We start from the raw sequence: 14,363 nt of genomic DNA, 5'->3' as shown, positions 1-14,363 counted from the left end.
ACCGGCTGATGAGGTACTACACAAGATGTTTAGTTTTATTGCCCGCCGACTGGGGTTATTGATCCCCACGTTTTTCGGCATCACCTTGCTGACCTTCGCGTTGATTCGCATGATCCCTGGCGACCCCGTGGAAGTGATGATGGGCGAACGTCGGGTCGACCCCGAAATGCACGCTCAGGCAATGGAACGCCTAGGTCTGAACAAACCGTTGTATGCCCAGTATCTGGACTACATCGGCAAACTGGCTCAAGGCGATCTCGGTGAATCCCTGCGCACGCGAACCAGCGTATGGACCGAGTTCTCCTCTCTATTCCCGGCGACCCTGGAACTGTCCATGGCCGCCCTGCTGTTCGCCGGCATTCTGGGCCTTCTGGCCGGGGTGATTGCGGCACTCAAGCGAGGATCCCTGTTCGACCATGGGGTGATGGGCATCTCCCTCGCGGGGTATTCGATGCCGATCTTCTGGTGGGGCCTGATCCTCATCATGTTCTTCTCGGTGAGCCTGGGCTGGACGCCGGTTTCCGGGCGGATCGACCTGCTCTACGACATCGAGCCGCGCACCGGTTTCATGCTGATCGACACGCTGCTGGCCGATGACGTCGGGGCGTTCTTCGACGCGTTGCATCACCTGATCCTGCCGGCCATCGTGCTCGGCACCATTCCGCTGGCGGTAATCGCGCGGATGACCCGTTCGTCGATGCTCGAAGTACTGCGCGAAGACTACATCCGCACCGCCAAGGCCAAAGGCCTGTCGCCGTCGCGCGTGGTATTCGTCCACGGTCTGCGTAACGCGCTGATTCCGGTACTCACCGTGGTCGGCCTGCAAGTCGGCACGCTGCTGGCCGGTGCGGTACTGACCGAAACCATTTTCTCCTGGCCCGGCATCGGTAAATGGCTGATCGAAGCCATCGGCGCCCGGGACTACCCGGTTGTGCAAAACGGCATCCTGTTAATCGCCTGCCTGGTGATTCTGGTCAACTTCGTAGTGGACATCCTCTACGGCTTTGCCAACCCACGCATCCGTCATCAGCGCTGAGGTCCAATCCAATGAGCACTCCAACTTCCTCAGTAGCGACGTCCGCCACCACCGCGGATCAAAGCCTGCTGTACCCGTCTCCGTACAAAGAATTCTGGCAAGCCTTCTCCAAGAACAAGGGCGCGGTCGCCGGCCTGCTGTTCATGTTGCTGGTGATTTTCTGCGCGCTGTTCGCGCCGTGGGTCGCCCCGCACAACCCGAGCGAGCAATACCGCGACTTCCTGCTGACGCCGCCGGCGTGGCTTGAAGGCGGGCAGATGCAGTTCCTGCTCGGCACCGATGAACTCGGCCGTGATTTGCTGTCACGTCTGATTCAGGGCTCGCGCCTGTCGCTGCTGATCGGCTTGTCTTCGGTGGTGATGTCGCTGATTCCGGGGATTCTGCTCGGTCTGTTCGCCGGTTTCTTCCCGAAGATGATTGGCCCGACCATCATGCGTCTGATGGACATCATGCTGGCCCTGCCGTCGCTGCTGCTGGCTGTGGCGATTGTCGCCATCCTCGGCCCTGGCCTGATCAACACCGTGATTGCGATTGCTGTGGTTTCCCTGCCGTCCTACGTGCGTCTGACTCGTGCCGCCGTGATGGGCGAACTGAACCGCGACTACGTGACCGCCGCGCGCCTCGCCGGTGCCGGTCTGCCGCGTCTGATGTTCATCACCGTGCTGCCGAACTGCATGGCGCCGCTGATCGTTCAGGCAACCCTGAGCTTCTCCTCGGCGATTCTTGATGCCGCTGCGTTGGGCTTCCTCGGCCTTGGCGTACAACCGCCAACCCCTGAGTGGGGCACCATGCTGGCTTCGGCCCGCGACTACATCGAACGCGCCTGGTGGGTGGTGAGCCTGCCTGGTTTGACCATTTTGCTCAGCGTGCTGGCAATCAACTTGATGGGCGACGGTCTGCGCGATGCGCTCGACCCGAAACTCAAGAACGCCGCCTGAGGAGATTCCCATGTCACTGCTAGAAATCAAGAATCTCAACGTTCGCTTCGGCGACAAGGCCGCGACCCCGGTGGTCGACGGCCTCGACCTGAAAGTCGACAAAGGCGAAGTACTGGCCATCGTCGGTGAATCGGGCTCGGGTAAATCCGTGACCATGATGGCGCTGATGGGCCTGATCGAGCATCCCGGCATCGTCACCGCTGACTCGCTCAACTTCGACGGCAAAGACATGCTCAAGCTGAGCAACCGTCAGCGTCGGCAGATCGTCGGCAAAGACCTGTCGATGGTCTTCCAGGATCCGATGACCGCGCTGAACCCGAGCTACACCGTCGGTTTCCAGATCGAAGAAGTGCTGCGTCTGCACCTGAAAATGTCCGGCAAGCAAGCGCGCAAACGTGCGATCGAATTGCTGGAAAAAGTCGAAATCCCGGGCGCCGCCAGTCGTATGGACGCCTACCCGCATCAACTGTCCGGCGGTATGAGCCAGCGCGTCGCGATCGCCATGGCGATTGCCGGCGAGCCGAAACTGCTGATCGCCGACGAACCGACCACGGCACTCGACGTGACGATTCAGGCGCAGATCATGGATCTGCTGCTGGCGTTGCAGAAAGAACAGAACATGGGCCTGGTGCTGATCACTCACGACCTCGCGGTCGTGGCAGAAACCGCCCAGCGCGTCTGCGTGATGTACGCCGGGCAAGCCGTGGAAGTCGGCCAAGTGCCGCAACTGTTCGACATCCCGGCGCACCCGTACAGCGAAGCGCTGCTCAAGGCGATTCCCGAGCACAGCCTTGGCGCCTCACGCCTGTCGACCTTGCCGGGCATCGTTCCGGGCCGTTACGACCGTCCGCAGGGTTGCCTGCTGTCGCCGCGTTGCCCGTACGTGCAGGACAGCTGCCGCGCGCAGCGTCCAGGCCTTGATCCGAAAGCCCACAGCCTCGCCCGCTGCTTCTACCCGCTGAACCAGGAGGTGGCGTAATGGCCGTCGTACTTACCGCCCGCGACCTCACCCGTCACTACGAAGTCTCCCGTGGCCTGTTCAAGGGTCACGCGACCGTGCGCGCCCTGAACGGCGTGTCGTTCGAACTGGAAGCCGGCAAGACCCTCGCTGTTGTAGGCGAGTCGGGTTGCGGCAAATCCACCCTCGCCCGTGCGTTGACGCTGATTGAAGAGCCTTCGTCCGGCTCGTTGAAAATCGCCGGACAGGAAGTCGCCGGCGCCGACAAGGCTCAGCGCAAGCAACTGCGCAAAGACGTGCAGATGGTGTTCCAGAGCCCGTACGCCTCGTTGAATCCTCGGCAGAAAGTCGGTGACCAGCTCGGCGAGCCGCTGCTGATCAACACAAACCTCTCCGCCGCCGAACGTCGCGAGAAAGTCCAGGCGATGATGAAGCAGGTCGGCTTGCGTCCTGAGCACTATCAGCGTTATCCGCACATGTTCTCCGGCGGCCAGCGTCAGCGTATCGCCCTGGCGCGCGCGATGATGCTGCAACCGAAAGTGCTGGTGGCGGACGAACCGACCTCGGCACTCGACGTATCGATTCAGGCGCAGGTGCTCAACCTGTTCATGGATCTGCAGCAGGAGTTCAACACCGCGTATGTGTTCATCTCGCACAACCTCGCGGTGGTGCAACACGTCGCCGATGACGTGATGGTGATGTACCTCGGCCGTCCAGTGGAAATGGGCCCGAAGAACGACATCTACGAACGCCCGCTGCACCCGTACACCCAGGCGCTGCTCTCGGCGACCCCGACCATTCACCCGGATCCGAACAAGCCGAAAATCAAAATCGTCGGCGAACTGCCTAACCCGCTGAACCCGCCACCGGGCTGCGCTTTCCACAAGCGCTGCCCGTACGCGACCGAGCGTTGCAGCACTGAAGAACCGGCACTGCGTCCGCTGGATAACCGGCAGGTGGCTTGCCACTACGCCGAGCAATTCCTCGACGGCGCGGCGTAAGCAAATCTGAAGGATGAGGCAAAAACTGTGGGAGTGGGCTTGCTCACGAAAGCGTCGTTTCGGTCACTTTATTCGTTGACTGACACGCCGCCTTCGCGAGCAAGCCCGCTCCCACAGGGATTGCGTTTCAAACAGAGTCAAGTATTGATAGAACCCCTTTTGTCTCGACTGTGCATAATTCCAGACAGCAGGAGGTTTATTTAGTGATGGTTCAGAGCTGATGATTAGCCATTGTTAGTTACTGCCCTCAAAACCAGAAAACTCCCCCTTGACCACGATCTTCTTCTCCTCGCCTTTTACTCTGGCGATCGTTGCTTCAGCTTCGATGACCGCTTGCTGGGTCAACTTATCGAACTTCACAAACTTGATAGAGCCGGAAACACCATTATATTTAACGTCGGCAGAAGCCTCATAATGCGCTGTCGCCGTCCCCGCAGAACCAAACTGCTCAATCTGGTAACTTTCTCCGGCTCTTATATCCAGCGTACGCACAAAGAAGATTAGCCATTCGCCTTTGTCATTACGTCCTTCAAAACTAAAACCCAGATCGGACAGATTTTGATATGCCAGAACATCGGTGGTTGAAAAACCCTCCACGGTAGTACCCTTCGCCTGTAACTTCCCGGTCGTCTTTTTTCTTTCGTTAGCGCTCATCATGCAATTCCTTTTGGTCATTTATAAAAACACCCGTTTGCGGATGTATTTGTAATGACCGCATAACAAGCCGTCTACTGTCATATCTGACAGGTATCTCTACATAATCCTGATAATCTGACAGACGGTTCCAGACGAAAAGTCGATCTTGCTCGACCCGCACAACACGTTGTTAAAACTGTAGGAGCTGCGGCACGCTGCGATCTTTAGATTCTGATTGATAAAATCCAGATCAAAAGATCGCAGCGTGCCGCAGCTCCTACAGGGATATCGCAACCAGAGGTTCATTTGATCTTAGATCTACGTCTGGCTATCGCCCTCATCCGGATCATCAGTGTCCGGCTCGTCGGTGGTCGAGTCGTCATCGTCGGCGGCACCACCCTGCCCCTGATCGCCCGGCTCGGACTCGGACTTGGCGAGCATCAAGCCGCCGTGCCCCACCTGCCCGTTGAAGGCCTGAGAATCATGATCCTCGCACTCGGCCCAAGCCGTCGCGGTGCCGAGGGACAGCATCACCATCACTTTCAATAGCAATAAAACGCGTAGCAATCTGCTCTTCATAGCCGACTCCATCCTTTTCCAGGTGAGACATACGTGCCTGACTGGCGCTGTGTGAAATCTAGTTCCGATCAGCCGGGTTCACCAGATAGGACGCTAAAGGCCGAGTGGAAATGCCCTCGAAGGACAGATTGCTTTTGAATAACACTGATAGCTGAATCACCTAAGTGAAGGTTTGTGCGGGGCGCACTTACGATTCGCTTGCCGGTTCAACGGAATGGACAACAGCACAAGAACCGTACTGGCCAGCCAAACGTTGTGGCCAAGTACCTCGAGATTACAAAAAACCGATTTGTGATCAAAAGCCCCTCACCCTAACCCTCTCCCGGTGGGAGAGGGGACTGACCGCGTGGACTGGAAGAGATACGCCGACGTGGGATACCGAGTTGCACGCACATTTTGAAAAGCCTAAAAATCGGCCCCCTCTTCCTCGGGAGAGGGCTCGGCGGGCGGCGTTCCGATGAGGGGCAAAAACACCACAAATCCAAAGCCGAAACCCGTGCTCCTCACCACTCAATAGGCCGAGTGTCAGCTCGCCTGCTCTTGATCTTGATCCACAGGCGACATCGGAAGGCTGAGTGGAGGGATTGATCCGGGCGTGGGAGCGCAGCGACCGTTTGGCGAAGCCAAACACAGCGAGAGGAGGTGCAGCGAAGCAAACCGTAGGCGCTGCGCCCGGATCGATCCCGCAGCGAAGGAACCCCGAGCCCCAGCGAGCGGGCCGCACGTAGGAGCAAGCGTTTTTTTGCTTACTTTTTTTAGGCGTTTGTAAAAAAAGTGAGTCGCCGTAAGGGCGAAACCGTAATCAGAAACTCCCGCAGAAACGGATATGCCCCCAAACCCAAGGCAATAAAAAACCCCCAAGGCATACACCTTGGGGGCTTCGGACAAAACAGTTCAGAACTTAGTGATGCTCACGCGTCGCACGGAATTTCACATCCGGCCAACGCTCCTCCATCAACGCCAGATTAACCCGCGTCGGCGCCAGGTAAGTCAGGTGCCCACCGCCATCAACCGCCAGGTTCTCCACAGCCTTGTTGGAAAACTCCTCAAGCTTCTTCTTGTCGCTGCACTCAATCCAGCGCGCGGAATACACAGTGATCGGCTCATACGAGCACTCAACCTTGTATTCCTCCTTCAAACGGCTGGCGACCACATCAAACTGCAGCACACCCACGGCGCCAAGAATGATGTCGTTGCTGCGCTCCGGGAAGAACACCTGCGTTGCACCCTCTTCGGCCAACTGCTGCAGACCCTGACGCAACTGCTTGGACTTCAGCGGATCACGCAGACGCACACGACGGAACAGCTCCGGCGCAAAGTGCGGAATGCCGGTGAACCCGAGAACTTCACCTTCGCTGAAGGTGTCGCCGATCTGGATGGTGCCGTGGTTGTGCAGGCCGATGATGTCGCCCGCAAAAGCCTCTTCCAGTTGCTCACGCTCGGAGGAGAAGAACGTCAGGGCATCGCCGATGCGCACGTCCTTGCCGGTGCGCACGTGGCGCATCTTCATGCCTTTCTCGTACTTGCCGGAGCAGATACGCATGAACGCGATACGGTCGCGGTGCTTCGGATCCATGTTCGCCTGGATCTTGAAGATGAAGCCGGAGAACTTCTCTTCGACCGGCTCAACGGTACGTTCGTTGGCGACACGGGCCAATGGACGCGGGGCCCAATCGACAACGGCGTCGAGGACGTGGTCAACACCGAAGTTGCCCAAAGCCGTACCGAAGAACACCGGGGTCAGTTGACCGTCGAGGAATTCCTGCTGGTTGAATTCATGGCAGGCGCCCTGAACCAGCTCAAGTTGATCGATGAAACGGTCGTACTCGTCGCCCAGGTGTGCGCGGGCTTCGTCGGAATCGAGTTTCTCGATGATCTTGGTTTCGGTGCGCTCGTGACCATGACCGGCGGTGTAGACAATGATGTAGTCATCGGCCAGGTGGTACACGCCTTTGAAGTCGCGGTAGCAACCGATCGGCCAGGTGATCGGCGCGGCTTTGATCTTCAGAACGGCTTCGATTTCGTCGAGCAGTTCGATCGGGTCGCGGATGTCACGGTCGAGTTTGTTGATGAAGCTGACGATCGGCGTGTCACGCAGACGGCAGACGTCCATCAGCGCAATCGTACGCGGCTCAACACCTTTACCGCCGTCGAGGACCATCAATGCCGAGTCCACCGCGGTCAGGGTGCGGTAGGTATCTTCGGAGAAGTCTTCGTGGCCCGGGGTGTCGAGCAGGTTGATCATGTGTTCGCGATACGGGAACTGCATGACCGACGTGGTAATGGAAATACCCCGCTGCTTTTCCATCTCCATCCAGTCGGATGTCGCATGGCGATCGGATTTACGGGATTTCACCGTACCGGCCACTGCAATCGCCTTGCCCATCAACAGGAGCTTTTCGGTGATCGTGGTTTTACCGGCATCGGGGTGGGAAATAATGGCGAAAGTGCGGCGTTTCGCGACTTCGGCGGCCTGGTTGGTCATGGGAAATCGCCTGGCGGTGATTCAAAAAAGGGCCGCGATTATAGCCCAACTCGATGCAATAACCGAACCGTTGAGCACATTAGGGGTGGCCAAATGCTGCCTCAGATGGGAACCTTTCAGCGCTCGGAGACGTCCATCCCCTGTTACGAATTTTCGTCAGGGGCTGAAAAATCAGCAAGTTAGCCTGACGAGGCTGCGCTCATGGCTCGCTTTCAGACCGCTTTTCCGGTGCTGAAGGAGCTGCTTCTCGCGAACGTTTATTCCCGGCAGCCATGTATGGCATGCCACACGGGAGAGCGTTTGCCGACTACAAAAAAAGGAGTCCGCCTGTGGCTATCCGCTATGGCAAAGGGCTGATTGGAGGTGCGGTGGTGATCGCGCTCCTGGCCCTGCTGGTCCACTGGATCGGCATCAACACGATCGAACACTACCGCGACGATTTGTTGTTTTACCTGCAAGCTCATCTGATTCTCGTCCTCGCTTCAATGCTGGCCGCCCTTGTCGTGGGCATCCCCGCCGGCATCTTCCTCAGTCGCCCGACCATGGTCGGACGCGCCGAACGCTTCATGCAAATCTTCAACATCGGTAATACCGTGCCGCCGCTGGCCGTGCTCGCGATTGCCTTGGGCGTCCTCGGCATCGGCAGTGGCCCGGCGATCTTCGCTTTATTCCTCGCCTCCTTGTTGCCGATTGTGCGCAACACCTACGAAGGCCTGAAAAACGTTCAGGGATCGCTTAAAGAAGCGGCCGTCGGCATCGGCATGACGCCGCGCCAGGTGCTGTGGAAAGTCGAATTGCCCAACGCCGTGCCGATCATTGTCGGCGGTGTGCGTGTGGCCCTGGCGATCAACGTCGGCACCGCGCCGCTGGCATTCCTGATCGGCGCCAACAGCCTCGGCAGTCTGATCTTCCCCGGCATCGCCCTGAACAATCAGCCGCAACTGGTACTCGGCGCTGCGTGCACCGCACTGCTCGCGTTGCTGCTCGATGGCGTCGTCACACTCGCCAGCCGTCTCTGGCTGGAACGCGGTTTGCGCACGTCTTAAGGCTTTTGCGAAGGAATACCTATGAAACGATTTAGCTTGATTCTAAGCCTGATGCTGAGCAGCGCTCTGCTGTTCGCCGGCATCGCGCAAGCCGCTGACAAACCGGTAATCCGCCTCGGCGCCCGGGTCTTCACCGAGCAGACCCTGCTCGCGGAAATCACCGCGCAATATCTGCGCAGCAAAGGCTACGACGCGCAGATCACTGGCGGTCTGGGCAGCAACCTCGCCCGCAGCGCTCACGAAAGCGGGCAACTGGACTTGCTCTGGGAGTACACCGGCGTGTCGCTGGTGGCTTACAACCACGTCACCGAGAAACTCGACAGCGCTCAGTCCTACGCCCGGGTGAAAGAACTCGACGCCAAAAAAGGCCTGATCTGGCTGACGCCGTCGAAATTCAGCAACACCTACGCCCTCGCGCTGCCGAAAAAAGTGGCTGAGGAATATCCGCAGATCACCAACATCAGTCAGTTAAACGAGGTGCTGCGTGCTGAAGCCAAGACCAATCACCTGGTGGCGCTGGACACCGAGTTCGCCAACCGCTCCGACGGCCTGATCGGCATGGTCGACCTCTACGGCATGAACCTGACCCGCAAGAACATCCGCCAGATGGATGCCGGGCTGGTTTACACGGCGTTGCGCAACGGTCAGGTGTTCGCCGGTCTGGTCTACACCACCGACGGTCGCCTCAGCGCCTTTGGCCTGAAACTGCTCGAAGACGACAAACACTACTTCCCCGATTACACCGCAGCCCCGGTAGTGCGTCAGGCAACACTGGACGCCAACCCGAAACTGGCCGAGCAACTCAAGCCGCTGGCCGAACTGTTCGACGACGAAACCATGCGCCAGCTCAACGCGCGGGTCGATGTCGATCATGAAAGCCCATCGTCCGTTGCCGCCGATTTCCTGCGCCAACATCCGCTGAATTAAAGGAGGAAAAGTCATGGAATTCTTCAACGCCTTTTCCCATCTCGACTGGCAACAGGTGATGCACCTGACCTGGCAGCACATCACCCTGGTCGGCATCGCTGTAACGTTGGCGATTGTCGTCGGCGTGCCGCTGGGCATTTTGATGACGCGCTTCCCGAGCCTCGCCGGCCCGCTGCAGGCCAGCGCCACGGTGCTGCTGACCGTGCCGTCGATTGCGCTGTTCGGTTTGCTGCTGCCGTTCTACTCGAAGTTCGGTCAGGGCCTCGGCCCGATGCCGGCGATCACCGCCGTGTTCCTCTATTCACTGCTGCCGATCATGCGCAACACCTACCTCGCCCTCACCGGCGTCGAACCCGGCATTCGTGAAGCCGCACGCGGCATCGGCATGACCTTCGGCCAGCGCCTGCGCATGGTCGAACTGCCAATCGCGGTGCCGGTCATCCTCGCCGGCGTGCGCACCGCCGTGGTGATGAACATCGGCGTAATGACCATTGCCGCGACCATCGGCGCCGGCGGCCTCGGTGTGTTGATCCTCGCGTCCATCAGCCGCAGTGACATGTCGATGCTGATCGTCGGCGCGCTGCTGGTCAGTCTTCTGGCCATTTTCGCTGACCTGTTTCTCCAATGGCTGCAACGCTCGTTGACTCCAAAAGGACTCCTCAAATGATCGAACTTCAAAACCTCAGCAAAACTTTCCAAAGCAACGGCAAAGACGTCAAAGCCGTGGATTCGGTGAGCCTGACCGTCAATGAAGGCGAGATCTGTGTGTTCCTCGGGCCATCGGGTTGCGGCAAAAGCACCACGCTGAAAATGATCAACCGCCTGATCAAACCGACCTCGGGCAAGATCCTCATTAATGGTGAAGACACCACCGATCTCGACGAAGTGACCCTGCGTCGCAACATCGGTTACGTGATCCAGCAGATCGGTCTGTTCCCGAACATGACCATCGAAGAGAACATCGTCGTCGTGCCGAAACTGCTCGGCTGGGACAAACAGAAATGCCACGACCGCGCCCGCGAGTTGATGAGCATGATCAAGCTTGAGCCCAAGCAGTATCTGCATCGTTATCCGCGTGAATTGTCCGGTGGCCAGCAACAGCGCATCGGCGTGATCCGCGCACTGGCGGCGGATGCGCCGCTGCTGCTGATGGACGAGCCGTTCGGTGCGGTTGACCCGATCAACCGCGAGATGATCCAGAACGAATTCTTCGAGATGCAGCGGGCGCTGAACAAGACCGTGATCATGGTCAGCCACGACATCGACGAAGCGATCAAACTCGGCGACAAGATCGCGATTTTCCGCGCCGGCAAACTGCTGCAGATCGATCATCCGGACACGCTGCTCGCGCACCCGGCGGACGATTTTGTCAGCAACTTCGTCGGCCAGGACAGCACGCTCAAGCGTCTGCTGTTGGTCAAAGCGGAAGATGCGGCGGACAACGCGCCATCGGTGAGCCCGGAAACGCCAGTGGCCGATGCGCTGGAATTGATGGACGAACATGACCGTCGCTACGTGGTCGTCACTTGTGCCGACAACAAGGCACTGGGCTATGTGCGTCGTCGCGATCTGCACCGTCAGACCGGCACTTGCGCGCAGTTCTTGCGTGAATTCAACGCCACCGCCGCGTACGACGAGCATCTGCGCATTCTGTTGTCGCGCATGTACGAGTTCAACCGTTCGTGGCTGCCGGTGATGGACGCCGAGCGGGTGTTCCTCGGTGAGGTGACGCAGGAGTCGATTGCCGAGTATCTGAGCTCCGGCAAATCCCGCGGCGGCAAGACCAGCATCGTCTCGCCAGCTGAGGCCGTAGTCGCCTGATGGAAATGCGCGGGCAGCTCTTCAGCTGTCCGCGCATCTGTTGCCACTACGACGGGTCGAGGGGAATCGCCTGGTCTTCGGCAATGAATCGAAACGTTGCTGGCTCCTGCGGCGTCGGCGATAACCGAATGAAAATAATCGGCAGCGATATGCCCGTCTCATTCAAAAAGTCTTTTTGATCATATTGCGCGCCAGCCTTGCCTATATCGTCCAGATAAAAGAACGCCTGGATCGGCAGGACGTGACCAATGTCCTGTTCCCACTTGGCCATTCTGATTTCGTTGTAGTTATCAAGTGCAGCATCGAACACAAGCCGCTGAGCTTTCAGGCCCTCATTGAAAGCAATCACCGCGTTCTCGCCTAAAACATCCCGCACATTCAAACCGCACATCTGCGTGTAGCTGCCGTATCTCTTATAGTGCTCGACCCATTGCTCCGCAGAATTGATCCCCTGGGACTGGCACTCACGACTGGAAGGGCCGGCAGGACTTTGTCCGCACCCCTGATCTTCTCTGACGTTAGAGGCACCATCCCGAGGAAAGAAGCAAAGCATGGCAATCTTCCGTTTGCCCGCAGGAGCTGCCTGTGCCGGATAAAAGATGAAACCGTTTTTATAGAGATAAAAATTGGTGAAATTTGCGTCGCGTCGCAGATACGAGGCCGACACACCGGTAGTGGTTGGGCTGGGATTCGGATTCCACGAATGAAACTGTGTCGAGTGCGCGGTTCCTCTGATGATCACGCCAGAACACTCGAACGCAGTAGCCGGATTGAACGGGCGACAGGCACTGGCTTGATCGTTGTAACGACGCGTCAGGTCTACAGCAGTCTGCTCGCCCGATACTCGTAAACTCTTCACCTGTGCGGGATCACCTCCACCGCTACCCGCACACGCTGATAGCAACGTAAAAAGCACTAGCCCTAATAGCCTTGTCATTCCTTGGCACCTCCAACGGAAGGAATGACTGTATTGATATGCGACGCAGCCGACACCTGTCACAACTGACAGGTTATGAGAACAATTCAGAATTAAAAACGAAGTGGACTACTAACACGCGAATCCATCGCGGAAAACATCAATCACCCGACAAAAATACAAAACCTGTGGGAGTGAGTTTGCTCGCGAAAGCGCAAGATCCGTCAACTACGATGTCGACTGTGAAAAAGCCTTCGCGAGCAAGCTCGCTCCCACAGGTTCCGGGTGATTTTTTCTTCATTCGTCATGCGGAAATTAATCTCAACACTGCATAACCGCGCAGCCTGTCTAAAACGACCTGCGAAACAGCCAAATTCTCCCTCATACCCGCCCCTCGCCGCCAACGTCGCCGATGTTGCCGTCATCACACTTATCCACGACTTCGCCGACATAATCCGCGAACGTGCAGGTATTTTTAACACTTCAAAATTCTCGGGGAACATCTGTCCGTCATCTCGGTCGGCTACAAAGAGTGATCAGAGCGACGCACGTCAGAAGCGTGCAAAAACGCGACATTTTTAGTTGATCTCAGGCCCCTCACGCCCTAAAGTTCGCGCCGAACGTCCATGCTGGAAACGATCCATCCGGCTCAAGTACTGACGACGAGACAGCAAGGCCAAGGGCAAATCCGCCCGTGGCCTTTTTGCTTTCGGCGACATGCCTTGGGAAGTAGGCGAACCAAAGTGGGGATACGGAGGACGTTCATTTGCACCCATTGTTAATTTCAGTTTGCCAGTAGGAGTTCCCAGCATGTCGATCAATGTCGAAGACTATTTCGCGCGCGCCACTTTTGACAAAATGAAGGCGTTTGCCGACAAACAGGAAACCCCGTTCGTGGTGATCGACACCGCGATGATCAGCCAGGCCTACGATGACCTGCGCGCCGGTTTCGAATTCGCCAAGGTCTACTACGCGGTCAAGGCCAACCCGGCCGTCGAGATCATCGACCTGCTCAAAGAGAAGGGTTCGAGCTTCGACATCGCCTCGATCTACGAGCTGGACAAAGTGATGGATCGCGGCGTCAGCGCCGACCGTATCAGCTACGGCAACACCATCAAGAAATCCAAGGACATCCGCTACTTCTACGAGAAGGGCGTGCGTCTGTTCTCCACCGACTCCGAAGCTGACCTGCGCAACATCGCCAAGGCTGCACCGGGCTCGAAAGTCTATGTGCGCATCCTCACCGAAGGCTCGACCACGGCTGACTGGCCACTGTCGCGCAAATTCGGCTGCCAGACCGACATGGCCATGGATCTGCTGATCCTCGCTCGCGACCTCGGCCTGGTGCCTTACGGCATCTCCTTCCACGTTGGTTCGCAGCAGCGCGACATCAGCGTCTGGGACGCAGCGATCGCCAAGGTCAAAGTGATCTTCGAGCGTCTGAAAGAAGAAGACGGCATCCACCTCAAGCTGATCAACATGGGCGGTGGCTTCCCGGCCAACTACATCACCCGCACCAACAGCCTGGAAACCTACGCCGAAGAAATCATCCGCTTCCTCAAGGAAGACTTCGGTGATGACCTGCCGGAAATCATTCTCGAGCCAGGCCGTTCGTTGATCGCCAACGCCGGTATTTTGGTCAGCGAAGTGGTACTGGTCGCACGCAAGTCGCGCACGGCTGTTGAACGCTGGGTGTACACCGATGTGGGCAAGTTCTCCGGCCTGATCGAAACCATGGACGAAGCGATCAAGTTCCCGATCTGGACCGAGAAGAAGGGCGAGATGGAAGAAGTGGTCATCGCCGGCCCGACTTGCGACAGCGCCGACATCATGTATGAAAACTACAAGTACGGTTTGCCGCTGAACCTGGCGATTGGTGACCGGTTGTACTGGTTGTCGACCGGTGCTTACACCACCAGTTACAGCGCGGTTGAGTTCAATGGCTTTCCACCGCTGAAGTCGTATTACGTATAACGTAAAACGCAGCATAAAAAACCCGTGCCCACGCACGGGTTTTTTT

At 57.8% G+C, this 14,363-nt stretch carries 13 protein-coding genes; 9 read left to right on the top strand and 4 right to left on the bottom strand.

Annotated elements, in window-relative coordinates; translation table 11 throughout:
• The first annotated feature begins 25 nt into the window (after positions 1-25).
• Genes AD669_RS03960 through AD669_RS03945 form a run of 4 tightly spaced genes read left to right on the top strand, consistent with a single transcriptional unit; the run spans position 26 to position 3,933 of the window.
• Positions 26-1,036 carry an ABC transporter permease subunit gene (locus tag AD669_RS03960; RefSeq protein WP_053117067.1) on the top strand — a complete coding sequence of 337 codons (1,011 nt, stop codon included), beginning with the start codon at positions 26-28 and terminating at the stop codon, positions 1,034-1,036.
• 11 nt (positions 1,037-1,047) lie between these two features.
• On the top strand, positions 1,048-1,974 hold the full coding sequence (locus AD669_RS03955; RefSeq protein WP_053117066.1) for an ABC transporter permease subunit: 927 nt from the start codon (positions 1,048-1,050) through the stop codon (positions 1,972-1,974).
• A gap of 10 nt (positions 1,975-1,984) precedes the next feature.
• Positions 1,985-2,953, top strand: coding sequence for an ABC transporter ATP-binding protein (locus tag AD669_RS03950; RefSeq protein ID WP_053117065.1), 969 nt, complete (start codon positions 1,985-1,987; stop codon positions 2,951-2,953).
• Positions 2,953-3,933, top strand: a complete 981-nt coding sequence (locus tag AD669_RS03945) for a peptide ABC transporter ATP-binding protein (RefSeq protein WP_053117064.1) — start codon at positions 2,953-2,955, stop codon at positions 3,931-3,933. The genes AD669_RS03950 and AD669_RS03945 overlap by 1 nt, the downstream gene beginning before the upstream one ends.
• A gap of 234 nt (positions 3,934-4,167) precedes the next feature.
• On the opposite strand, the gene AD669_RS03940 is transcribed toward AD669_RS03945, so the two are convergent.
• The 3 genes from AD669_RS03940 to AD669_RS03930 all read right to left on the bottom strand — a co-directional run bounded on the left by AD669_RS03940 (position 4,168) and on the right by AD669_RS03930 (position 7,633).
• A complete protein-coding gene (locus AD669_RS03940) occupies positions 4,168-4,587 on the bottom strand; it encodes a hypothetical protein (RefSeq protein WP_053117063.1) in 420 nt (139 codons plus the stop codon).
• Positions 4,588-4,887: 300 nt separating this feature from the next.
• Positions 4,888-5,148, bottom strand: coding sequence for a hypothetical protein (locus AD669_RS03935; protein ID WP_053117062.1), 261 nt, complete (start codon positions 5,146-5,148; stop codon positions 4,888-4,890).
• Between the two features lie 901 nt (positions 5,149-6,049).
• Positions 6,050-7,633 (bottom strand): peptide chain release factor 3, encoded by a 1,584-nt coding sequence (locus AD669_RS03930; protein ID WP_053117061.1) that lies wholly within the window; start codon positions 7,631-7,633, stop codon positions 6,050-6,052.
• Between the two features lie 329 nt (positions 7,634-7,962).
• Here AD669_RS03930 and AD669_RS03925 point away from each other — a divergent pair, with 329 nt between their 5' ends.
• From AD669_RS03925 to AD669_RS03910, 4 genes are read left to right on the top strand one after another with little or no spacing between them, the layout of a single operon-like run.
• Positions 7,963-8,679 carry an ABC transporter permease gene (locus AD669_RS03925; RefSeq protein ID WP_053117060.1) on the top strand — a complete coding sequence of 239 codons (717 nt, stop codon included), beginning with the start codon at positions 7,963-7,965 and terminating at the stop codon, positions 8,677-8,679.
• A gap of 21 nt (positions 8,680-8,700) precedes the next feature.
• A complete protein-coding gene (locus tag AD669_RS03920; RefSeq protein ID WP_053117059.1) occupies positions 8,701-9,606 on the top strand; it encodes a glycine betaine ABC transporter substrate-binding protein in 906 nt (301 codons plus the stop codon).
• Positions 9,607-9,619: 13 nt separating this feature from the next.
• The gene (locus tag AD669_RS03915; RefSeq protein ID WP_053117058.1) at positions 9,620-10,273 is read left to right on the top strand and encodes an ABC transporter permease; all 654 of its coding nucleotides are present in this window, start codon (positions 9,620-9,622) and stop codon (positions 10,271-10,273) included.
• Entirely contained in the window at positions 10,270-11,427 is a 1,158-nt protein-coding gene (locus tag AD669_RS03910; RefSeq protein ID WP_053117057.1) for a betaine/proline/choline family ABC transporter ATP-binding protein, read from the top strand. The genes AD669_RS03915 and AD669_RS03910 overlap by 4 nt, the downstream gene beginning before the upstream one ends.
• A 46-nt stretch (positions 11,428-11,473) precedes the next feature.
• Here the strand turns inward: AD669_RS03910 and AD669_RS03905 are convergent, their stop codons facing one another.
• On the bottom strand, positions 11,474-12,286 hold the full coding sequence (locus AD669_RS03905; protein ID WP_177329664.1) for a hypothetical protein: 813 nt from the start codon (positions 12,284-12,286) through the stop codon (positions 11,474-11,476).
• A gap of 867 nt (positions 12,287-13,153) precedes the next feature.
• On the opposite strand from AD669_RS03905, the gene AD669_RS03900 reads away from it, so the two are divergent.
• Positions 13,154-14,317: a type III PLP-dependent enzyme gene (locus AD669_RS03900; protein ID WP_053117055.1), complete on the top strand. Its 1,164-nt coding sequence runs from the start codon at positions 13,154-13,156 to the stop codon at positions 14,315-14,317.
• Positions 14,318-14,363: the final 46 nt, after the last annotated feature.

Source organism: Pseudomonas sp. P1.31 (genome assembly GCF_001269815.1).
In the GTDB taxonomy this organism is placed as follows: domain Bacteria; phylum Pseudomonadota; class Gammaproteobacteria; order Pseudomonadales; family Pseudomonadaceae; genus Aquipseudomonas; species Aquipseudomonas rustica.
The sequence above is the reverse complement of the archived record's forward strand: the minus strand, read 5'-3'. Positions and strand labels throughout refer to the sequence as shown.